The 20,254-nt window shown below is 59.7% G+C and carries 22 protein-coding genes; 16 read left to right on the top strand and 6 right to left on the bottom strand.

Annotation, left to right across the window (positions count from 1 at the left end; all coding sequences use genetic code 11):
• Positions 1 to 76: 76 nt before the first annotated feature.
• Positions 77 to 877 (top strand): zinc transporter ZupT, encoded by an 801-nt coding sequence (gene zupT, locus HMPREF3148_RS09995; protein ID WP_034657613.1) that lies wholly within the window; start codon positions 77 to 79, stop codon positions 875 to 877.
• Between the two features lie 25 nt (positions 878 to 902).
• Here the strand turns inward: zupT and HMPREF3148_RS10000 are convergent, their stop codons facing one another.
• Genes HMPREF3148_RS10000 through HMPREF3148_RS10010 form a run of 3 tightly spaced genes read right to left on the bottom strand, consistent with a single transcriptional unit; the run spans position 903 to position 3,101 of the window.
• On the bottom strand, positions 903 to 1,832 hold the full coding sequence (locus HMPREF3148_RS10000; RefSeq protein WP_049062643.1) for a DUF808 domain-containing protein: 930 nt from the start codon (positions 1,830 to 1,832) through the stop codon (positions 903 to 905).
• A 55-nt stretch (positions 1,833 to 1,887) separates the two neighbouring features.
• A complete protein-coding gene (locus tag HMPREF3148_RS10005) occupies positions 1,888 to 2,424 on the bottom strand; it encodes a ribonuclease FAU-1 family protein (RefSeq protein WP_070509065.1) in 537 nt (178 codons plus the stop codon).
• The gene (locus HMPREF3148_RS10010; RefSeq protein ID WP_049145262.1) at positions 2,424 to 3,101 is read right to left on the bottom strand and encodes an Rv1157c family protein; all 678 of its coding nucleotides are present in this window, start codon (positions 3,099 to 3,101) and stop codon (positions 2,424 to 2,426) included. Before HMPREF3148_RS10010 ends, HMPREF3148_RS10005 begins: the two co-directional genes overlap by 1 nt.
• 398 nt (positions 3,102 to 3,499) lie before the next feature.
• Here HMPREF3148_RS10010 and typA point away from each other — a divergent pair, with 398 nt between their 5' ends.
• The 9 genes from typA to HMPREF3148_RS10055 all read left to right on the top strand — a co-directional run bounded on the left by typA (position 3,500) and on the right by HMPREF3148_RS10055 (position 12,097).
• Positions 3,500 to 5,410 (top strand): translational GTPase TypA, encoded by a 1,911-nt coding sequence (typA, locus tag HMPREF3148_RS10015; RefSeq protein WP_005531868.1) that lies wholly within the window; start codon positions 3,500 to 3,502, stop codon positions 5,408 to 5,410.
• Positions 5,411 to 5,664: 254 nt separating this feature from the next.
• Complete coding sequence (locus HMPREF3148_RS10020; protein ID WP_246818811.1) at positions 5,665 to 7,242, top strand: ABC transporter family substrate-binding protein; 1,578 nt, start codon at positions 5,665 to 5,667, stop codon at positions 7,240 to 7,242.
• A complete protein-coding gene (locus tag HMPREF3148_RS10025; RefSeq protein WP_005531872.1) occupies positions 7,232 to 8,101 on the top strand; it encodes a PIG-L family deacetylase in 870 nt (289 codons plus the stop codon). The genes HMPREF3148_RS10020 and HMPREF3148_RS10025 overlap by 11 nt, the downstream gene beginning before the upstream one ends.
• On the top strand, positions 8,098 to 8,478 hold the full coding sequence (locus HMPREF3148_RS10030) for a hypothetical protein (protein WP_005531874.1): 381 nt from the start codon (positions 8,098 to 8,100) through the stop codon (positions 8,476 to 8,478). Before HMPREF3148_RS10025 ends, HMPREF3148_RS10030 begins: the two co-directional genes overlap by 4 nt.
• 50 nt (positions 8,479 to 8,528) lie before the next feature.
• Complete coding sequence (fdxA, locus tag HMPREF3148_RS10035; RefSeq protein WP_005531876.1) at positions 8,529 to 8,852, top strand: ferredoxin; 324 nt, start codon at positions 8,529 to 8,531, stop codon at positions 8,850 to 8,852.
• 103 nt (positions 8,853 to 8,955) lie between these two features.
• The gene (gene dapC, locus HMPREF3148_RS10040) at positions 8,956 to 10,053 is read left to right on the top strand and encodes a succinyldiaminopimelate transaminase (protein WP_005531878.1); all 1,098 of its coding nucleotides are present in this window, start codon (positions 8,956 to 8,958) and stop codon (positions 10,051 to 10,053) included.
• Positions 10,054 to 10,072: 19 nt separating this feature from the next.
• Positions 10,073 to 10,888 carry a pseudouridine synthase gene (locus tag HMPREF3148_RS10045; RefSeq protein ID WP_049151766.1) on the top strand — a complete coding sequence of 272 codons (816 nt, stop codon included), beginning with the start codon at positions 10,073 to 10,075 and terminating at the stop codon, positions 10,886 to 10,888.
• Between the two features lie 51 nt (positions 10,889 to 10,939).
• Positions 10,940 to 11,503, top strand: coding sequence for a GtrA family protein (locus HMPREF3148_RS10050; protein ID WP_005531882.1), 564 nt, complete (start codon positions 10,940 to 10,942; stop codon positions 11,501 to 11,503).
• A 210-nt stretch (positions 11,504 to 11,713) separates the two neighbouring features.
• A complete protein-coding gene (locus tag HMPREF3148_RS10055; RefSeq protein ID WP_005531884.1) occupies positions 11,714 to 12,097 on the top strand; it encodes a hypothetical protein in 384 nt (127 codons plus the stop codon).
• 57 nt (positions 12,098 to 12,154) lie between these two features.
• On the opposite strand, the gene HMPREF3148_RS10060 is transcribed toward HMPREF3148_RS10055, so the two are convergent.
• From HMPREF3148_RS10060 to HMPREF3148_RS10070, 3 genes are all read right to left on the bottom strand, one after another.
• The gene (locus HMPREF3148_RS10060; protein ID WP_100618608.1) at positions 12,155 to 13,522 is read right to left on the bottom strand and encodes an amino acid permease; all 1,368 of its coding nucleotides are present in this window, start codon (positions 13,520 to 13,522) and stop codon (positions 12,155 to 12,157) included.
• Between the two features lie 123 nt (positions 13,523 to 13,645).
• Positions 13,646 to 14,623, bottom strand: coding sequence for a 2,3,4,5-tetrahydropyridine-2,6-dicarboxylate N-succinyltransferase (dapD, locus tag HMPREF3148_RS10065; protein WP_005531889.1), 978 nt, complete (start codon positions 14,621 to 14,623; stop codon positions 13,646 to 13,648).
• An 80-nt stretch (positions 14,624 to 14,703) separates the two neighbouring features.
• Positions 14,704 to 16,065, bottom strand: coding sequence for an amino acid permease (locus tag HMPREF3148_RS10070; protein ID WP_070509066.1), 1,362 nt, complete (start codon positions 16,063 to 16,065; stop codon positions 14,704 to 14,706).
• An 89-nt stretch (positions 16,066 to 16,154) separates the two neighbouring features.
• On the opposite strand from HMPREF3148_RS10070, the gene dapE reads away from it, so the two are divergent.
• The 6 genes from dapE to HMPREF3148_RS10100 all read left to right on the top strand — a co-directional run bounded on the left by dapE (position 16,155) and on the right by HMPREF3148_RS10100 (position 20,245).
• The gene (dapE, locus tag HMPREF3148_RS10075; RefSeq protein WP_049151769.1) at positions 16,155 to 17,240 is read left to right on the top strand and encodes a succinyl-diaminopimelate desuccinylase; all 1,086 of its coding nucleotides are present in this window, start codon (positions 16,155 to 16,157) and stop codon (positions 17,238 to 17,240) included.
• 77 nt (positions 17,241 to 17,317) lie between these two features.
• The gene (locus tag HMPREF3148_RS10080) at positions 17,318 to 18,082 is read left to right on the top strand and encodes an LOG family protein (protein ID WP_005531895.1); all 765 of its coding nucleotides are present in this window, start codon (positions 17,318 to 17,320) and stop codon (positions 18,080 to 18,082) included.
• Complete coding sequence (folP, locus tag HMPREF3148_RS10085; protein ID WP_141741085.1) at positions 18,072 to 18,908, top strand: dihydropteroate synthase; 837 nt, start codon at positions 18,072 to 18,074, stop codon at positions 18,906 to 18,908. The genes HMPREF3148_RS10080 and folP overlap by 11 nt, the downstream gene beginning before the upstream one ends.
• Entirely contained in the window at positions 18,905 to 19,639 is a 735-nt protein-coding gene (locus HMPREF3148_RS10090; protein ID WP_005531898.1) for a glucosyl-3-phosphoglycerate synthase, read from the top strand. Before folP ends, HMPREF3148_RS10090 begins: the two co-directional genes overlap by 4 nt.
• A gap of 3 nt (positions 19,640 to 19,642) precedes the next feature.
• A complete protein-coding gene (locus HMPREF3148_RS10095; RefSeq protein ID WP_005531900.1) occupies positions 19,643 to 20,014 on the top strand; it encodes a hypothetical protein in 372 nt (123 codons plus the stop codon).
• 63 nt (positions 20,015 to 20,077) lie between these two features.
• Positions 20,078 to 20,245: a DUF3117 domain-containing protein gene (locus HMPREF3148_RS10100; protein WP_005531903.1), complete on the top strand. Its 168-nt coding sequence runs from the start codon at positions 20,078 to 20,080 to the stop codon at positions 20,243 to 20,245.
• The last annotated feature ends 9 nt before the right edge of the window (positions 20,246 to 20,254 follow it).

The raw sequence follows: 20,254 nt of genomic DNA on the forward strand, positions 1-20,254 counted from the left end.
TACGGATTGTATGTATCTCTAGCCTACGCACCTCGCAGTCGAGCAGGCACAGGCTGGTGTTCTATAGTCAGAGATGATGTACTCGCTGTCCACCTTAGCCATGGCTTTTGGCCTCACGCTTTTCGCCGGCTTGTCGACGTCCATCGGTGCCGGCATCGCAGTCAGCAAACGCAACCCTGGTCCGGCCTTCATGGCGGCGGCACTTGGCCTTTCTGCAGGTGTGATGCTCTATGTATCGTTCATGGAGATCCTCCCCACCGGTCTTGACCAGCTCACCGAGGCCTATGGCAGCGAGAAGACCGGCACCTGGGCGTTGGTATTGGCCTTCTTCGCGGGCATTGCGGTTATTGCGATTATTGACCGTCTGGTGCCGGAGGAGATTAATCCGCACGAGCCCGCGACTACTGAGGAGGCGGCGCGCCGCAAGCGCTTGATAAAGACTGGCGTGTTCACCGCGTGTGCGTTGGCGTTCCATAACTTTCCGGAGGGCTTCGCCACATTCCTCGCGGGACTAGAGGATCCGCGAATTGCGATCCCGGTTGCGGTGGCTATCGCAATTCACAACATTCCCGAAGGCATCGCCGTCGCCGTGCCCCTGCGCGAGGCAACTAGTTCGCGCGCCAAGGCCTTTTGGTGGGCCACCATTTCTGGTCTGGCAGAGCCAGTGGGTGCGGTAGTTGGTTTCCTCCTGCTGCTGCCTCTGATGGGGCCGGCCACGATGGGCTTTAGCTTTGCTGCCATCGCCGGCATCATGGTCTTTATTTCCTTGGACGAGTTGCTGCCCACGGCAGAGGAAACAGGGGAGCACCACTACGCCATTTACGGGCTCATCGCCGGAATGGCGATCATGGCGCTTTCACTGTTGATGTTCTTATAAGGCGCGCCGCCTGTGTTGGCGCTGCTTAGGCGTGGGCGTCCTTGCCCGCGGACTTCTTCACGGCCATGATCACCGTGACGATGACAGCGCCGAGCAGGAAGCCGAAGATCATGGAGAGGACGGTGTCCGCGGTCCAGGCGAGTGCGCCGTTGGAGATGGACTCGGTCAGGTGGTGAATGAAGCCATAAGGCTGCTCAGCACCGAACTCGTGGATTCCCTTGATGACGATGTGGCCGCCCACCCAGAGCATCGCGGCGGTGCCAATGACAGAGATGATATTCAAAACAATCGGCATGCCCTTGACTAGGAGGTTGCCCAGAGCGGACTTCCCGTTGTGGCGCTCTAGGAGCTTAATACCCAAATCATCCATCTTGACCAGCAAGCCCACGGCGCCGTACACAGCCAAAGTGATGGCGATGGCCACGACCACAAGCGTGCCCAAACGCAGCCAGAAGGGCTCGTTGATGACCTCGTTGAGAGAGATCACCATGATCTCCGCGGACAGGATGAGGTCGGTGGTGATGGCGGCCTTCACCAGCTTGTTCTCGGCGTCGGGGTCCTTTTCCTTGGGTTCCGCGTCCTCTTTATGCTCCTCGTGCGGCATGAAGTGGTGGAAAATCTTCTCCGCGCCCTCGAAACACAGGTAAGCGCCGCCGCACATGAGGATTGGAGTCAATGCCCATGGCGCAATCCAGGAAAGCAACAAGGCGATGGGCAAAATGATGACAAGTTTGTTGATCAGGGAGCCCTTGGTGATGCGCCAAATCATTGGCAGCTCGCGGGCAGGGGTGACTCCCGCGACGTATTGGGGGGTTACTGCGGCGTCGTCCACGACCACGCCCGCCGCCTTCACGGAGGTCTTACCGGCAAGAGCTGCTACGTCATCAACGCTGGCAGCAGCGGAGCGGGCGATGAGTGCGACGTCGTCAAGCAGTGCAAAAAGTCCACCAGCCATAGGTGTTATGCATCCTTCATTTGGAGAGTAATTTATCTCTCCATACTCTACGCACCTATTCAGCCGGAGTCAGGCTGACAGATTCAGCCCAGGAAAGTTCGATGCCCAGCGTGCGCAACCAAGCCATTGCATCATCGCCGTAACGAGTGATGCCCTCGACTGCAGTGAGGGTGCGTTCCATGGCGCGCTCGGCCTCCTCCGCGGAGATGAGACCTGCGGAGGTGGCGGCGGCCAGCTCGTCGATGTCGAGGAGGTCGATGGGCTCGCCGGTGTTAGAAACCAAGTCAACGTACAGATCACGCGCGGTCCACACACCATCGGTGTTATCGATGTCAGCGACATCGAAGTAGAAGTCCTGGCGCGCGTCCACACCCTCGCGGAAGTGGAAGATGTTTGCCCGCAAACCCAGTTTCGGAAGCAGCCATGACTCGAGGTAGCCGAAGCGCGGGTGATTGGCGCCGCGGGCCATGTAGAGGCCGAAGTCGGTCTCACGGTAGGTGTCTACCTCGCGGAGGAATCCTTTGGGGTCAACGTTGACGTTGCTTACCGTATTAAAGGTTTCTTGCTTGACTGGATGCAGGTCTGCGCTCATTAAATCACCTCTAGGAAGGCTGCGGTGGGCGGGAAGCTACACGTAGATTCTTGAGTGTTGACGGAGCCGGACAAAAGGGCCACGACTGTGCCCTTGCCAGTAACCGCGCGGCCCGAAACCGTGGTGGGGCCATCTTGGTTGATCCCGTTATTGAACAGTGGAGTGATGCCGGACTGGAAAGTGTCCAGGTTGAACCACCGTACGTTCATGTTTCCCTGCTCCTTGGCGGCAGGCGAGGTTCCCATTGCGGTGAAGAGGAAGACTGCTTCGCCCTCGCCGGCGCCAGGCGCAGGCATCTGGGTGGGGCCGGGGACCGCGATGGCGGAACCCACAGAGTTGGCTTGGCCGCCGATGCACTGTGCGGAGACAGTAGGCCAGTAGAACTGGCGGAAGGCGGGGCCTTGGCCCTCAGGCATTGCTACGCCGGCATCGCCTCCCTCACCCATGGAAAAGGCGAGGCCGGAGAGGATGGCGCTGCGCAGCTCCTGGGGCATCCAGGGTTGTGCGGCGAATTCGCGGATGCGGTTCTGGGTGTCTTCTTTCGGGCGGCCGAGCTCATCCAAAGGGGAGAGTGCAGCGGTCTGGGCCTCCAGTGAGGATAGGTCCGGCGCGTCTGCTTGTGCGGGGGCGACAAGTGGTGCGGCTAGACCGATGAGCGCCGTGGTGGCGGCAGCAATAACTCCGGAGCCCGCGCGGAGGCGGGGTCCGTGGTTGCGCTGAGCGCGGTTGGTGGTGCTCGGAGTGCTCACTGTTATCAGAATCCTTGTGTTGGGTGCAGTAGGGATTGCGGGCTTCGGCCCGGCGAGGTGCTTGGAAACAACACTCGTCACAGAAGTCACAATAGTATCTGCAGTAACAATATTCACTTTTTCCTTGCGGTCAAGACCTAAACCGACTGCTACGTCATATTTCGTTCGCGTATATCGTTTCGTTACAAAACCCTGGAACTTGTGTTTCTACAGCTCTTCATGCGCTTCAATGCTGCAATTCAAAGGGTGTCAGAGTATATTTAGACCCCGTTCAAAAATCTTCGCGCTTTCGCGCTCCCATTTTGCTTTTAAGGAGCACCCCACCAGTGACTAACACCGAGTTCCGTAACGTCGCCATCGTCGCCCACGTTGACCACGGTAAGACCACCCTCGTCAACGGCATGCTGGAGCAGTCCGGCGCATTCGGCGACCACGGCGAGCACACGGACCGCGTCATGGACTCCAATGACCAGGAGCGCGAGCGCGGCATTACCATTCTGGCGAAGAACACCGCCATCCACCGCAAGGGCCTTGGCAAGGACGGCGGAGACCTCATCATCAACGTCATCGACACCCCAGGCCACGCCGACTTCGGCGGCGAGGTTGAGCGCGGTATCTCCATGGTCGACGGCGTTGTGCTGCTTGTCGACGCCTCCGAGGGTCCGCTCCCACAGACCCGCTTCGTCTTGACCAAGGCGCTGGAAGCCAAGCTGCCGGTCATCATCTGCGTGAACAAGACCGACCGCCCGGACGCTCGTATCGACGAGGTCGTCAGCGAGTCTCACGACCTCCTGCTCGAGATCGCTTCCGGCCTTGAGGACGAAGAGGCAGCAGCTGCTGCTGAGACTCTGCTGGACCTGCCGGTTCTTTACGCTTCCGGCCGTGAGGGCAAGGCTTCTACCGAGAACCCAGGCGACGGCAACGTTCCTGCGGCTGAGGACCTGCAGGCGCTCTTCGACGTTATCTACGACGTCCTTCCGGAGCCTTCCGCTTCCGTCGACGGCCCGCTGCAGGCACACGTTGCCAACCTTGACTCCTCCGACTTCTTGGGCCGTATTGCTTTGCTGCGTATCTACTCCGGCAAGATCAAGAAGGGCCAGCAGGTCGCTTGGATTTCTTGGGACGACGAGGGCAACCAAGTTACCAAGAACGTCAAGGTCGCTGAGCTGCTGCGTACCGTTGGTTTCGAGCGTCAGCCGGACATCGAGGCAATTGCAGGCGACATCATCGCTATCTCCGGTATCCCAGATATCATGATTGGCGACACCATCGCTGATGTTGACAACCCCGTCGCACTGCCGCAGATTCACGTCGACGAGCCAGCAATCTCCATGACCATCGGCGTTAACACCTCTCCAATGGCAGGCCAGGGCGGCGGAGACAAGCTCACCGCACGTATGGTCAAGGCTCGCTTGGACCAGGAGCTCATCGGTAACGTGTCTATCCGCGTTCTGCCGACCGAGCGACCTGACGCTTGGGAGGTGCAGGGACGCGGCGAGATGGCTCTGTCTGTTCTGATCGAGAACATGCGCCGCGAGGGCTTTGAGCTCACCGTGGGCAAGCCGCAGGTTGTTACCCAGGTTGTTGATGGAAAGACGATGGAGCCTTACGAGATGCTCACCATCGACTCCCCGTCTGAGCACCAGGGCGCAATCACCCAGCTGCTCGCTGCTCGCAAGGGCCAGATGCAGTCCATGGACGTCCGCGAGGGTGACTGGGTTCGTATGGTCTTCCGTATCCCAGCACGTGGCCTTATCGGCTTCCGCACCCAGTTCCTGACCGAGACCCGCGGTGCAGGTATCGCGAACTCTATCGGTGACGGCCTGGATGTTTGGGCTGGTGAGATCAAGTCCCGCGCTACCGGCTCCCTGGTTGCTGACCGCTCCGGACAGATCACCGCATACGCTCTGCAGCAGCTGGCCGACCGCGGCGACTTCTTCGTCGAGCCAGGTATGGAGGCTTACGAGGGCATGGTCGTGGGCGCTAACAACCGTGATGAGGATATGGACATCAACATCACCAAGGAAAAGAAGCTCACCAACATGCGTTCTGCTACTGCAGATGCAACTGTGACCTTGGCGAAGGCTCGTACCCTTTCTCTGGATGAGGCCCTCGAGTTCTGTGGCACCGACGAGTGCGTCGAGGTTGCCCCTAACGTCATGCGTGTGCGCAAGGTCGAGCTGTCGGCTACCGACCGTAAGCGTGCGGCTTCTCGTGCAAAGCAGCTCAACAAGTAAGAGCTAGCAAGGCGCGGTCCCTTGAAAGGGGGCCGCGTTTTGTGTTTTCCGGGTCGGCGGGCGCAGCTTGTGTGCACAGTGCGAAAAGGATGCTCCCAAATTGTGAACTCGAAGCATCTAAGGCCCTGAAATTGACCAAACAGGCCCGCAAAGATGGTTCGAAGGCAGCACATGCCCAATAGCACGCCAATCACTTACTGAGCATTGACACCGACTAGAGTAGTGCTAGTTCAACCAAGAAAGGCAGGCCTTCCGTGCAGAAGCTGAGCGCAGCGACTTTGATCGCATCCATGTGCGTCTTGACCTCCTGCATGGCCAACCCGGGTCCTCCACCGGTGGAGGAAAAACCCGCAGCCGAGAGCACGGAGACGGAAACGCCGACTCCTGTTGAGGAGGAAGAGAGCACCGAGCGCGAGACCGTCGCCATCGGCGTGGACCCACTCAGCAGCGGCCTCAACCCGCACCTTGTGGCAAATAATAATGAGTTAGTCAGCCAAATCGCCGAGCTCGTGCTACCTTCTGCCTTCCACGGCGAGCACATGGACACCGACGTCCTCGCCAGCGCCGAAGAGGTCCAGCCACCCGAGGGAGTGGCACAGCGAGTGGTCTATAAAATCGCCTCGCCCGCCCAATGGTCGGATGGCACGCCCATCAGCGGGAGCGATTTCCACTACCTGTGGACGCAGATGACCTCCACCGCAGGCGTCAGCGATGCCGCAGCCTACTACGCCATCAAAGAGGTCAATACTTCCTCGGCCGGCCGCGTGGTGACGGTGGATTTCAGCGAGCGAGTAGCCGATTGGCACAGCCTGTTCGCTCACTTGCTGCCCTCCCATCTTTTGCAGGACGCCGAATTTACTCGAGCGCTCGCAGACGGAATCCCGGCATCCGCTGGGCGTTATTCCGTCGCAGGCGTCGACCGCGGCAGGGGAGTCATTACCCTCAACCGTAACGATCGCTTTTGGGGAGCTGACCCTGCGCTTGTCGACGTCGTTCAGCTGCGCACCGTCCGCAACACCGGCCAGGCCGTCAATATGCTGCGCTCCGGTCAGGTGGGATTTGTCGATTTCACCCCAGAACAAACCTCCCTGGAGAACCTCAGCCTGCTCAGCAACGTCAATGCCGGAACCGTAACCCGCGGCAGGCAGCTGCGCCTGCACCTGTCCGCGCGACAGTCTGCATTACCGGACGAGCGCCAGCGACGCGCCCTAGCCTCGCTCATCGAAACCGACCAAGTAGCCCGCCTGGCCGCCGGCCGCGCTTCGGAGCTGCGCCCTGGCCAAAACCCTGTCAGCGGGGATGTGGAGCTCGCACCGCTGCGCGAGCGCGCCGGACGCAAGCCTTTGCGCATCGCCGCGGACCCCACCAACTCGGAGGCTATGGCCGCTGCACGCACCATCGTGGACGTCCTCGAAGCTCAGGCGATTGGCGCAGAGGTCGTATCCGAGCGCACCCAAACCATCACCGGCACGCTGCTGCCGCGCGGCGAGGTCGACGCCTTGGTCTCCTGGGAGTCCCTCGCCGTCAAGCCCGCAACAATGGCTAGCCACTTCTTATGCGAAGAGGAAGGATTGGTATCCAGCGATTTTTCTGGATTCTGCCCCGAGAACTCCGAGGCAACCGTCAGCGAGATTCTCTCTGGTCGCATCTCCCCGGAGGAAGGTCTGGAGCGAGTCCGTAAGCTGAACGCTGAGCAGGTGCTTTATGTCCCGTTGATGGACGAGGTGCGTATTCACGCGTTGGGCAGGGGTATCGTAGGGCCCGGTCAAAGCATCGAGGATTGGGATGCAGGGCTAGTTACAGCACCGACGTGGAGGAAAGATGAACAATAAGGATTTACAGGGCTACCGCGTGGTGGCTGTGCACGCGCATCCAGATGACGAGGTGCTGTTTACCGGCGGAACGCTGGCGGATATGGCTGCCCGCGGCGCCGATGTCACGGTGATTACCGCGACCCTCGGTGAGGAGGGCGAGGTTATCGGCGCTCCTTACCAAGGCCTATGCGAGTCCGATCAACTCGGTGGCTTCCGCGCTCGCGAGCTTTCCGACGCCCTGCGCATCCTCGGTGTGCAGGGAATCCAGCTCGGCGGCTTTGGCTACTTCCGCGATTCCGGCATGGAGGGCTCGCCGGCCCACGACAATCCCCGCGCGTTGGTCAACCGCGTGGATGAAGCAGTGGTGCTTCTCAAGGAACACTTCGCTCAGATTCAGCCACACATCGTTTTGACTTACGGCCCGGACGGCGGTTACGGTCACCCGGACCACATCGCCGTGCACAAGGCAGTTCACGCTGCGGCGGATCCGCGCCAGCGCATTTGGTGGGCCATCTTTGAGCGCAGCGCCCACTACGCCGCGCTCGAGCAGGTGGTCGCGCCGCAGGGCTGGGCCAAGCCAGACCAGGCGTACCTCGACAACTTCACCAACGAGTCACATGCGGTAGAGCATGCGCTTTCCGACGCCGCCCTCGCCGCCAAGCGCGCCGCCATGGTTGCCCATGCCACGCAGATTTGGGTGGCTGACGCAACAGTTACGGAGACGAATCCCGAGGCAGCCGTTGCGGGGATCGTTGACCCTGAGGTGGCTGTTGGTGCTTATGGTTTGTCGAATCTGCTGGTGATGCCGTTGCTGCGCGCCGAGCACTACCAGTTGGGTCAAGGCGAGCCAGCCATCAGCTTGCTGGAGGGGCTGTGATTTTAAACCAGTTCACGCGGGGCGAGCAGGTTACCGGCTTGGTGTGGTTGGCAGTCGGTGCATTGACCTCTTTGGTCTTGGAGGTTGTCTACCTCACGGCGCGCCTTCCACTGCCCGACGGCGCAAGTGTGGCGTTTCCCATCACTATTGTTGTGGCCTGGTGGTTCAATGGAGTGCTCACGCGCACAGCGCGGCTGTGGAGTGATAATGCCTACATTGGTCTCGTGCCTTTGGCTGCTTGGTTACTTGGCTACTTAGCATTCGCGCTGGGTGCGGCGGTAACTGGGGATATGTGGCTGGCAAATAATATTCTTTCGCTTCTGCTGCTGATAGCTGGAATCGGTGGCGGAATTTTCCCATTTTTCAAACAGAAGTGACATACTGTTAAACATCCCAAAACCCGTGAAAACAGGAGTTTTAGCACCTCATGACTTACACAATCGCGCAGCCGTGCGTCGATGTGATGGACCGCGCTTGCGTTGAAGAGTGCCCAGTCGATTGCATCTACGAAGGCAAGCGCTCCCTGTACATCCATCCTGACGAGTGCGTGGACTGCGGCGCTTGTGAACCTGCTTGCCCGGTCGAGGCCATTTTCTACGAGGATGATGTTCCGGACGAGTGGATCGATTACAACGACGCAAACGCTGCGTTCTTCGATGACCTGGGCTCTCCAGGCGGAGCAGCCGCGCTCGGACCGCAGGACTTCGACGCCCCGATGATTGCTGCGCTTCCGCCGCAAAATCAGGATTAATTTTAAATTCCCGGCCCATTCATGCGCTGGCGTGAACAAGGCCGGGGTTAATTGTTTGCTAGCCGCATATTCATCGCCATAACGCTCAAGGAGTTTTAGACTCATGGCTCGCCAACCGCTCGGAAACACACTGCCTGACTTCCCGTGGAATTCTCTTGCAGACGCGAAGAAGAAGGCACAGTCGCATCCGGACGGAATCGTTGATCTGTCTGTGGGCAACCCTGTGGACCCGGTTGCTCCGGGCGTCCAGCTGGCGCTGGCTTCAAATGCGGAGGCTCCTGGATACCCGACCACTGCAGGTACGGCCGCTCTGCAGGACGCGATTCGCGGCAATGTGCATCGCCGCACCAATGTGGAGCCAGAGGCTATCGGTGTGCTTCCTGTCATTGGTCTGAAGGAAGCCATCGCTTGGCTGCCGACGTTGCTCGGCATGCGCGGTGAGCGGGTGATTATTCCGTCTGTTGCTTACCCGACCTACGAGGTTGGCGCACTCATCGCCGGGGCGACTCCTGAGCGGAATGACGACCCAGCCGCGTTCGGCGATGCTGCGATGGCATTTGTGAATTCTCCCTCCAACCCCACGGGCAACGTCTTGAGCGTGGAGGAGCTGCGCGACGTGGTGGCTTGGGCACGTGAGAACGACGCTATTGTGGCCTCCGACGAGTGCTACTTGGCGCTGGCCTGGGACGATGACAAGAAGCCGGTCTCCATTTTGGATCCACGCGTAAACGACGGTGACACCACGGGTTTGATTGCTATGCACTCGTTGTCGAAGTCCCACAACTTGGCGTCTTACCGCACCGGTTTCTTCGCTGGCGATCCGAAGCTCATCGCGGAGTTGCTGGAGCTGCGCAAGCACGCCGGTCTCATCGTGCCGGGGCCGATTCAGGCGGCGATGGTTGAAGCTCTCAACGACGACGACTCCGAGAGCTTGCAGGTTCGTCGCTATGCTGCCCGCCGTGCGAAGCTGCTGCGTGCCCTAACGGAGGCAGGCTTCCGCATTGAGCATTCTGAGGCCAGCATGTACCTGTGGGCTACCCGCGATGAAGACTGCCGCACGACGGTGGACTGGCTGGCTGAACGCGGTATTTTGGTCGCCCCTGGTGACTTCTACGGCCCAACGGGGCAGAAGTTCGTGCGCATCGGCTTGAACGGCACCGACGAGCGTATCGACGCCGCTGTTGCCCGCCTCGCGCAGTAAATAGGTCGAGGGCCTGCCCATGGCTTTTCGACCGCCAGCGCGGGAGGGGATAAGCCCGCGGAAGGCGGTGCTGCATGGCACCGTTCCTGCCGCGCCGCAGTATTGGGCGGCCGAGGCTGGGGATTCTCCTTTTCCGGCGGGTGCACTCTTAGAGCCCGGAACGCGGCTGGAGTGCCCTATTCCTGCGTGGTACCACCCAGAGGTCCCGCCGGAGCCGCCCATTCCTTTCGACTATCAGGTGCTCTATGCCGATGAGCATCTTCTTGTCGTTGACAAACCGCATTTCCTGCCCACGACGTCGAATGGACGAATCGTGCGCGAGACTCTGCAGACTCGCCTGCGCGTGGATATGGGCAATGGTGAGATTGTTCCTTTGCATCGCCTCGATAGGCTCACGGCTGGAGTTGTGGTGTGTTCGGTGAACCCACGCACGCGTGGGCTGTATCAGCACATGTTCCAGGACAGGCAGATGCACAAGACTTATCGCGCTCGGGTGACGCAGCCACTCCAGTTTGAGGGCATGGTGACGCTGAGGATGGCTAAGCCGCACGGAAGCAGACAGGTTGTCGTGGATCCGGCGGGTACGCCGACGCAGACTTTTGTGCGTGCGAGCGGCAAGGACGTGGAGCTCCAACCGCTGACCGGGCACACGCATCAGCTGCGGGTCTTGTTGAACCACTTGGGTAGTCCCATCTGCGGGGATGACACTTATCCAGTGGATAAAGGGCTGGATCTCTATGACTTCTCGGAGCCTTTGCAGTTGGTACACGAGCGCTTAGAATTTATCGATCCGATATGTGGCGCGCGGCGTCAGTTTTTCGCTGCGCAAGGGTGAAGGACTAGACTCTAATAGGTTTTAATTTTAGACGACGCTAAGGGGCGAGCTATGGCGGATTTGACCTTTGCGCGGTTTGCCTCCAATTTTGGCCAGTTCATTAAGTTCGGCATGGTCGGTGGATCAGGTGTGTTGGTGAACCAAGCGGTGTTCATTGCCACCAAAAAGATCTTTGATTCTGCTTTTGGATTGCACTACTACGATCCTTTCTGGGCGATCCCGTTCACGGATTTCAACATCCGTTGGTACAACGTCTTCGCATTCATTGCCTTTTTGGTTGCAAATATTTGGAATTACCAGCTCAACCGCAAATGGACGTTTGGCTCGGTGGAGAAGGTGTCCTGGTTGCGGGGCTTTTTCCCATTCCTCATCACGGGCGTTGGTGCGATGATCGTTTCGCAGATTGTTATGGTCGCTTTGATCAACACGAACTCGCCGGTCCAGCTACCAAGCGATATCTTCGATGACTCCTCTGGATTAAGAAACAAGAGCTACTGGGCGAATGCGATTTCCATCGTGGTCGCTATGCCGATCAATTTTGTCATCAATAAGCTGTGGACATTCCGCTCGAAGCCAAAGTCGCCTGTCGTCGTTGCCCAAGAGGATCCGCTCTAAAAGTACTTTGGCGGCAGTAAGGTGAAGGTATGAATAAGCTCTTTTCTCTTCTTTCCTGCGCTGCCCTCGCTGGTGCGTTGACTGCCTGTTCGTCTGGTTCCTCCGACAATTCGCAGGATTCTGAGCCTAGTTTCGCTGCCGCTGTGTCTGCGACGGTGACGAGCTCGGCGACGTCGGAAGAGAGCACCCGTTGCACCGAGCCTGAAGGTTGTGGACGAACAGTACTTTATGGTTAATGAGATAACTTGGGTCGTGCTCATCCGCGACGGTTATTGCTTCGTTAAGCAGAGCGGCAGTTATGCAACTTGCCAAATGACAATGGTTGATACGCCACAAGTGGAAACCCCTGTGGGAATGGATTCGGCCGATACCGTCGCTAAGAGTGAATCAGGACAACTGGAATTTGTTAAGTCGATGACCGCAGGCCTACCGGGCGGCGGCCTGGCGGACTCGGCGCCTAAGACAATGGAACCGGGCACTCGCACCACCATTCAAGGCATCACACTGACTAATGACTTTGATGGAACGTTCGCCATGGAAAGCGGAGGCAGCGTCGCGACTTTTACTCCTGACGGACATGTGTCCATCAACTAGGAGGTCCTAAAAAGGCAGTAGCACCGGCGAGGGGCCGGTGCGATCTGTTGCGGATGGCTAGTCCTCGAGCTGCTTATTGAGGCGCTTTTCGACGTCGGGAAGCGGCAGCGTCGAGGTCGGGGAAATCCCGCGCATCTTCGCATTGATGACGCTGGCGACTGCGAGAATTGCAAACATCGCTGCGGCCGAGAGCAGCTGAACACGGGCACTGGCGTCGGTCAGCATGAGCACCGCAATGGCCGCGAAGATGGCCAGGGAGAACCACGTGAGGTACGGGAAAGCCCACATACGAATGGGCAGCGGGTGGATAGCTTCCAGGCGGCGGCGCAGGCGCAGCTGGCTCACCGCGATGAATACCCACACGATGAGCAGGGAAGCGCCAGCAGAATTGAGCATGAAGCGGAGCAACCAGCCCGTGTCGGCGTAGTTGAGCACGACCATGACCACAGAGAGGAGCACCGACAGGGCGATGGCGTTGGTGGGGACGCCGCGCTCGTTGGTCTTGGTAAAGATCTGCGGTGCCTCGTGGCGAGAGGCCAGCGAGTGCATCATGCGCGAGGAGGCGTAGATCTGCGCGTTGAATGCGGAGAGCAGTGCCAACACGATGATGACTTCCATGAAGCCGGCGGCCACCGGAATACCAGCGCGGTCGAGCACCTGAGTAAACGGCGATTGTGCTGCGGTGTCAGCGCCGCCGAGAGTGGAATACGGTAACAGGAAGGTGATGACCAGAACGGAGCCCAGGTAGAAAACCGAGATACGTAAGATGGTGGAGCGCACCGCGTTGACGAGGGACTTCTCAGGGTCCTCAGACTCGGCGGCCGCGATGGCTACTACCTCGATGCCGCCGAATGCGAAGGCAACGGCGAGCAGACCTGCAGCGACGCCGCCGAGGCCATTCGGCATGAAGCCGTCTTCGAGGAAGATCTTGGTACCGATGAACTCGTGCCCTGGTAAAAAGCCAAAAATGAGCAGGAAGCCCACGATCAGGAAGGCGACGATGACAATGACCTTGATGGCAGCGAACCAGTATTCAAACTCGCCGAAGAGGCGTACGCGCAGGAGATTGACGATGCCAAAGAATGCTACGCACACTGCGGCCGGAATCCACGGCGATACATTGAACCACGAACCTATGAAGCCGGCCGCGCCGGTGATTTCAGCGCCTAGGACTGCAACGGTAGCGAGCCAGTAAATCCAGCCTTGGGTAAATCCGGCCCAGCGTCCGATGCCGTGTTCGGCATACTCAGAGAAGGAACCGGAGGCGGGGATAACGGTGCCCATCTCGCCGAGCATCTGCATCACGAGGATGGCGAGGAAGCCAGCGATGAGGTAGGCGAGGAGCACAGCGGGGCCTGCGGCGGAAATACCAACGCCGGTTCCAAGGAAAAGGCCCGCGCCTATGGTTGAGCCGAGGCCCATCATGGTGAGGTGGCGGACCTTGAGGCCGCTGCCAAGAGAGCCTGATGAGGAAGATGTCGATGCAGTCACCTTCCCAGTTTAGAACGCGCCTGCGAGGGGGCTATGAACCGGGGGCTCGGCAGAAGCTTAGTTCTTGTGCAGGTCCTCGTTGAGGGCTACTGCATCGGCCTTCCACTCGGTGGCTTCGACGGCACCGGAGACGGAGTTGCGGCGCAGCAGGACGCCAGAAGCTCCGGAGAGCTGTGAGCCCTTGACGGTGTCGCCTTCCTTGACTCCAAGAGCCTCGGCGATCTTGCCGAACACGGCGATCTTCGTGCCAGCGGTGACGTAGAGGCCGGCCTCGACTACGGCGTCGTCGCCAAGCGAGATGCCAATACCCGAGTTGGCGCCCAGCAGGCAGCGCTCGCCGATGGAGATGACTTCTTTGCCGCCACCAGAAAGCGTGCCCATGATGGAAGCGCCGCCGCCAACATCAGAGCCGTCACCGACCACAACACCCGCGGAGATGCGGCCCTCAACCATGGAGGCGCCCAGGGTTCCGGCGTTGAAGTTCACGAAGCCCTCGTGCATGACCGTGGTGCCCTCAGCGAGGTGAGCACCGAGGCGGACTCGGTCGGCGTCGCCAATGCGGACGCCGGTCGGCACGACGTAGTCCACCATGCGCGGGAACTTGTCCACCGAGTAGACAGTAACGGGGCCGCGGGAGGACAGGCGGCCGCGGACCATCTGGAAGTCGGCAACCGCGCAAGGACCGTAGTTGGTCCACACAACGTTAGCCAGCAGGCCGAAGATGCCGTCCATGTTCAGGCCGTGCGGCTTGACCGCGCGGTGGGAGAGGAGGTGGAGGCGCAGGTATGCGTCGTAGGTGTCCACCGGGGCCTCATCCAGATCCTTGATGGCGGTCTCAACTGCAACGCGAGCCACGCCGCGCTCCTCGTCCGGGCCCACCAGCGCAGCGAATTGCTGTGGGGTCTGCTCCAAGCGGGTGGTGCCGGTCTTCGTGACGTTAGCGTCCTCGCCGATGTGAACGGCAGGGAACCATACGTCAAGGACGGTTCCATCGTGGGTCAGGGTGGCAAGGCCGCGGGCGGATGCAGAAGTCATATCTAGAAGTGAACCTTTTGATTGCCGGGAATCGCCCGAGAAACCCCAGGCGACATCTTTTACCGCTACAGCTTACACAGCTAGCTAGTTTCCGTAGCTACTTGGCGCGGTTTTGTGAACTGCGACGCAACGACGAGGAAGGCCGTTAGTACGAGCACGGCAATGACCTGGTTGCGGGCAGAGGGATCGAGGAGCATGAGCACGACCAGCACCGCCATGGCCAACAAAGTGGCCCATGGCAGTACCGGGTAGGCGATGACGCGGATGGTGGTCAGCTCGTTGTTGGCAGCCATGATGGGGTGCAGCTTCAGGTAGGAAGCAACCACGAAGGTCCAGATCACCAGCAGGCAGCCGCCGACCGCATTGAAGAGGAAGGCCAGAAGTCCTGGTGGGTTCCAGAACTGCAGGAGTACCGATGCGAAGGCGCAAACCATCGAGAGGATGACGGCAAAGACCGGGGAGCCGGAAGGGTTCTTGGTGAGGAAGACCTTAGGTGCGGAGCCATCCTTGGACATGTCATGAACAAGGCGGGAGGTGGCGTAGATCTGCGCGTTGAACGCGGACAGCAGTGACAGGGCGATGATGACTTCCATGAAGCCTGCAGCGAATGGGATCTTGGCTGCTTCCAGAACCAGGGTGAACGGGGAATCCGCGGCAGCGTCGGCATCCTGAATGCCGGCGAATGGCAGGATCATCGTGATGACTACGATGGCGCCGATATAGAAGACCATGATGCGGAAGATGACCGCGCGGACTGCGGTTGCCACGTTGTGTGCTGGATCCTCAGACTCAGCGGCGGCAATGGTCACCACTTCAATACCGCCGAAGGCGAAGGCCACAGCAAGCAGTCCAGCCGCAAAGCCAGGTAGGCCATTAGGCAGGAAGTTCTCAGTGAAGTTTGTGCCGGCTAAATCGCCGTTGAATCCAGGCAGCACGCCCACGAACATGAGGACACCAACGACGAGGAAGGCGATGATAACCGCGACCTTGATGATGGCAAACCAGAACTCGAACTCACCGAATCCGCGGACTGCGGCGAAGTTCACCACGGCGAAGAAGGACACAGCGATGAGCGCTGGGATCCAGGGGGCGATGTCAAACCACGAGGAGATAATGGCTGCAGCGCCGGTAATCTCTGCGCCCATAACCATGACTAGCATGAACCAAAAAATCCAGCCCAAGGTGAAACGGGCCCAGTTGCCGAAAGCCTGTCCGGCATAGGTGGAGAAGGAGCCCAGGGAAGGGCGGGCTGCGGCCATCTCGCCGAGCATCCACATGATGACGGCTACGAGGGCGCCGGCTATCGCATAGGAGACGAGAACCGAGGTACCGGAAATCTGAATACCGAGACCAACGCCGAGGAACAGACCAGCGCCGACGGCCGATCCGAGACCCATCATGGTGAGGTGGCGAGTCTTTAGTTGCTGTGTGGCATCTGCCATATTCATCCGCCTTTTGTGACGCGCTTTAAGTTGACCAAGGGGATATTACACAATGCAGCAGACATCCGTGGACGCTACGATGGCGCTTTGTGACTTTAGATCTGTTTGCGTCCCCGATCGAATTGACCAAAGCGCTCGTTGATATTCCGAGCCCATCGCATCACGAGGAGGCGATTGCCGATGCAGTCGAAGCCGCCCTGCGCGGCCTCGACAGCGAAAAAGTCGAGGTAGTGCGCTATGGCAATACCGTATGCGCGCGCACCAACTGGGGCAAAGATTCCCGTGTGGTCTTGGCTGGCCACATCGACACCGTGCCTTTGGCTGACAACGTTCCCCACCACATGGAAGGGGACATCATGTGGGGGTGCGGCACCGTCGACATGAAATCCGGCATGGCTGTGTATTTGCATGCTTTCGCCGCGCTTTACGACGCCCCAGAGCTCGCCCACGATCTCACCGTCATCGCCTATGAGGGCGAGGAGGTGGCCACCGAGTTCAATGGCCTGGGACACCTACAAAAGGATCATCCGGAGTGGTTGCACGGTGATCTGGCGCTGCTCGGCGAACCCTCCGGCGCCATGATCGAGGCAGGCTGCCAGGGCACCATCCGCCTGCGGGTCACGGCCCACGGCACCCGCGCCCACTCTGCCCGCGCCTGGCTGGGCTCTAATGCTGCCCACACGTTGGCTCCGGTGTTGATGAACGTGGCCAACTATGTTCCGCGTGAGGTCACCATCGACGGCTGTACCTATAAGGAAGGCCTGAACATCGTGCACCTGGAGTCGGGTGTGGCCACGAACACGATTCCCGACGAGGCCTGGATGTTCGTCAACTTCCGCTTCGCGCCGGACCGCAGCCTGCCGGAGGCAATGGCGCACATGCGCGAGGTCATCGGCGAGCACGAGAACGTCAGCATCGAGGTTGACGACGAAGCTGGCGCGGCACTTCCCGGGCTGGGACAGCCTGCGGCACGCGCGCTTGTCGACGCCGTCGGCGGCCAGTTCCGCGCCAAGTTTGGCTGGACCGACGTGGCCCGCTTCTCCGAGATGGGCACGCCGGCCGTGAACTTTGGCCCGGGCGATCCCGGGTTTGCTCACAAGAAGGACGAGCAGGTCCCCATCGAGCAGATCACTACCGTATCCACTGCACTCCTGCAGTACCTGACCACCGCTTAGGCGCTACAGTCGTACAAGCCACCCTCCCGCAGTTACCCCAAGCGTCCCAAAGCACCCCGAAAACAAGGAAGTATCCCATGTCGCCTGAAAGAAACCGCACCCTCCGTGGCCCACTGCTTTTGCGTACCGATGGCCAGCAAGAGTCCACCTTCGATCAGCGCCTTTTGGAGTCCGGCGCTGACCACGAGTGGCAGCACGCCGATCCGTGGCGAGTGCTGCGCATCCAGGGTGAGTTCGTGGCCGGATTCGACGCTCTGTCCAAGCTGCCCAAAGCAGTTACCGTGTTTGGCTCAGCGCGCATGGGGGAGGGCACACCAGAGTACGACCTGGGCGTGCGCGTTGGCGAGGCGTTGGCCAAGTCGGAATATGCCGTCATCACTGGCGGTGGCCCCGGCGTCATGGAGGCCGCCAACCGCGGCGCATATGAAGCAGATGGGCTCTCCGTGGGCCTAGGCATCGAGCTCCCGCACGAGCAGGGGCTCAATGAGTACGTGGACCTGGGACTGAACTTCCGTTACTTCTTTGCTCGCAAGACGATGTTCCTCAAGTACTCTCAGGCGTTTATCTGCCTGCCTGGTGGCATGGGCACCATGGACGAGTTTTTCGAGGTGCTGTGCATGGTTCAGACCGGCAAGGTGACCAACTACCCAATTGTGCTCATGGGTACCGAGTACTGGTCGGGTCTCGTTGAATGGCTCAAGTCCACCTTGGCGGCGGGTGGTTTCATCAATCCGGAGGACCTCGATCTCTTCCTCGTCACCGATGACGTCGATGAGGCGGTTGCCCATATCGTGGAGTGCCACAAGGTGATGAGCGACAAGCGAGTCCGCAATGAGCGCTAGCCTCGCCCGAGTCATGGCGATTGTCAATCGCACCCCTGACTCTTTTTATGACAAAGGCGCCACCTTCGCGGAGGAACTTGCCATTGAGCGTTGCTCGGAGGTCATCAAACAGGGCGCCAGCATTGTCGACATTGGCGGCGTGAAGGCTGGGCCTGGCGAAGCCGTCGATGCACAGGAAGAAATCGATCGCGTGGTTCCCACCATCGCTGCGGCGCACGAACGCCACCCGGACGTGATCATCTCCGTCGATACGTGGCGTGCCAGCGTGGCCGAGGCAGCCATCGCCGCCGGCGCCACGCTCGTCAACGACACCTGGGCTGGATGGGATCCCGAGCTCATTGAGGTAGCCGGCCAGCACAAGGTGGGCTACGTCTGTTCCCATACCGGCGGCGTGACTCCGCGCACGCGTCCGTATCGCGTGCACTTTGACGACGTCGTCGCAGACGTCATCGCCGAGACTACGGCGCTGGCGGAAAAGGCAGCCACGCTTGGCTGCCCGGAAGAGCTGGTCTATATCGATCCCACACACGACTTTGGCAAGAATACCTTCCACGGTTTGGAGCTGCTGCGTCGCATTGACGAGGTGGTGGCCACCGGTTGGCCGGTGCTCATGGCCCTATCAAACAAGGACTTCGTAGGGGAGACCTTGGATCGCGGCGTCGGCGAGCGCGTCTTTGGCACTCTGGCGGCCACGGCTTGGTCTGCCGCGCATGGCGTGGCAGCATTTCGCCTCCACGAGGTTGCGGAAACCCTCGACGTCATCCGCATGACCGCCGCCATCCAGGGGCACATGGCGCCGCTGAACACAACACGTGGGCTTGCATGAACGTCAGCGTTATCATCCCCGCGTTGAATGAGGAAGCCACCGTCGCCGATGTCGTACGCGCCTGCCGTGCGGATAACCCGGCAGAGGTCCTCGTCATCGATGCCGACTCCGTCGATCTCACTGCGCAACGCGCGCGTGACGCCGGGGCGACGGTGCACAACTGGCGGGACATCCTTCCCGACATTTCTCCTCGCCCAGGAAAAGGCGAATCCCTATGGCGCGGGGTAGCTGCCGCGCGAGGAGACATCGTGGTTTTTGTCGATGCAGACTTAGAATCTGCCCGGCCGGGAATGGTCAAGGAGCTTGTTGCTCCGTTTACTGAACCGCGAATACAAATGGTGAAGGCTACCTACCGCCGCACTATCGACGGCGCTCCCAGCGGCGGTGGCCGCGTCACGGAGCTCACAGCAAAGCCGTTGTTGCATATGTTTTTCCCTGAGCTCAGCGTCATCTCCCAACCGCTGGGCGGGGAGTATGCGCTGCGACGCGACGTCGCATGTGCCCTGCCGTTTGTCTCCGGGTACGGGGTCGAAGCAGGACTGCTAATCGACGTCGCCAAGCGCTACGGCGTGGAATCAATCGCCGAGGTGGACTTAGGAGAGCGCGTGCATCGCAACCGACACCTCCACGAGCTTGCCCCCATGGCTGATGTCGTGGCGCAGACAATCCTCTCGCGTGCCGCAGTCGTAGGTCCTATTGATCAACGCCTCGCCCTTAACAGTAAGCTCTAGCCTATGCTGTCGTGGATTTTGTTAATTGCAGTTTTGCTCGCGCTCGTGATCCTAGGAACCTGGGTGTGGGGTTCTATTTTTGGGCGTGGCGAGGTGTTTTCCGACCTTGACGAACGCCGTGACCTTGTTGAAGACAACCGGAAGGCGTTGCGCGAGGATCGCTTTGATGACATCCGCTTTGACGTTGTCTCTTATGGCTACCGTCAGACCCAAGTCGACGCTCTCCTTAACGAACTGGAAAAACGTCTGACCTCCACAGGCACCAATTCTGAAGCTTCCACCGGTGAAACGGCTGCAGCAACAGAGGAATCCGCCGAATCTGGAAAGCAAGGCCTATCTGCGCCGCTTAAAAACACTAGTCCGCAACGTGACTAGGAAAACGGCGTAGAGTGGTTGGGGTAACCCAAATAATTTGAATCCCAAAGGAGCGGAACAACTATGGCAGCTATGAAGCCACGCACGACAGGTGGGCCAATGGAAGCAGTTGAGGAGTCCCGCAAGATTGTTATGCGAATCCCCTCCGATGGTGGTGGTCGAATCGTCGTTGAACTCACCAAAGAGGAAGCAGCTGAACTCGGTTCACTCCTAACTGAAGTTTCCAGCTAGTCTGAAAGC

This window comes from Corynebacterium sp. HMSC05D08, assembly GCF_001807215.1.
GTDB classification, from domain to species: Bacteria; Actinomycetota; Actinomycetes; order Mycobacteriales; family Mycobacteriaceae; genus Corynebacterium; species Corynebacterium striatum.

What these genes read in the sequence shown, in the direction of transcription:
- zupT (WP_034657613.1), top strand. Translation starts at nt 77, where the DNA reads ATGTACTCGCTGTCCACCTTAGCCATGGCTTTTGGCCTCACGCTTTTC.
- HMPREF3148_RS10000 (WP_049062643.1), bottom strand. Translation starts at nt 1,832, where the DNA reads ATGGCTGGTGGACTTTTTGCACTGCTTGACGACGTCGCACTCATCGCC.
- HMPREF3148_RS10005 (WP_070509065.1), bottom strand. Translation starts at nt 2,424, where the DNA reads ATGAGCGCAGACCTGCATCCAGTCAAGCAAGAAACCTTTAATACGGTA.
- HMPREF3148_RS10025 (WP_005531872.1), top strand. Translation starts at nt 7,232, where the DNA reads ATGAACAATAAGGATTTACAGGGCTACCGCGTGGTGGCTGTGCACGCG.
- fdxA (WP_005531876.1), top strand. Translation starts at nt 8,529, where the DNA reads ATGACTTACACAATCGCGCAGCCGTGCGTCGATGTGATGGACCGCGCT.
- dapC (WP_005531878.1), top strand. Translation starts at nt 8,956, where the DNA reads ATGGCTCGCCAACCGCTCGGAAACACACTGCCTGACTTCCCGTGGAAT.
- HMPREF3148_RS10045 (WP_049151766.1), top strand. Translation starts at nt 10,073, where the DNA reads ATGGCTTTTCGACCGCCAGCGCGGGAGGGGATAAGCCCGCGGAAGGCG.
- HMPREF3148_RS10050 (WP_005531882.1), top strand. Translation starts at nt 10,940, where the DNA reads ATGGCGGATTTGACCTTTGCGCGGTTTGCCTCCAATTTTGGCCAGTTC.
- HMPREF3148_RS10060 (WP_100618608.1), bottom strand. Translation starts at nt 13,522, where the DNA reads ATGATGGGCCTCGGCTCAACCATAGGCGCGGGCCTTTTCCTTGGAACC.
- dapD (WP_005531889.1), bottom strand. Translation starts at nt 14,623, where the DNA reads ATGACTTCTGCATCCGCCCGCGGCCTTGCCACCCTGACCCACGATGGA.
- HMPREF3148_RS10070 (WP_070509066.1), bottom strand. Translation starts at nt 16,065, where the DNA reads ATGGCAGATGCCACACAGCAACTAAAGACTCGCCACCTCACCATGATG.
- HMPREF3148_RS10080 (WP_005531895.1), top strand. Translation starts at nt 17,318, where the DNA reads ATGTCGCCTGAAAGAAACCGCACCCTCCGTGGCCCACTGCTTTTGCGT.
- folP (WP_141741085.1), top strand. Translation starts at nt 18,072, where the DNA reads ATGAGCGCTAGCCTCGCCCGAGTCATGGCGATTGTCAATCGCACCCCT.
- HMPREF3148_RS10090 (WP_005531898.1), top strand. Translation starts at nt 18,905, where the DNA reads ATGAACGTCAGCGTTATCATCCCCGCGTTGAATGAGGAAGCCACCGTC.
- HMPREF3148_RS10095 (WP_005531900.1), top strand. Translation starts at nt 19,643, where the DNA reads ATGCTGTCGTGGATTTTGTTAATTGCAGTTTTGCTCGCGCTCGTGATC.
- HMPREF3148_RS10100 (WP_005531903.1), top strand. Translation starts at nt 20,078, where the DNA reads ATGGCAGCTATGAAGCCACGCACGACAGGTGGGCCAATGGAAGCAGTT.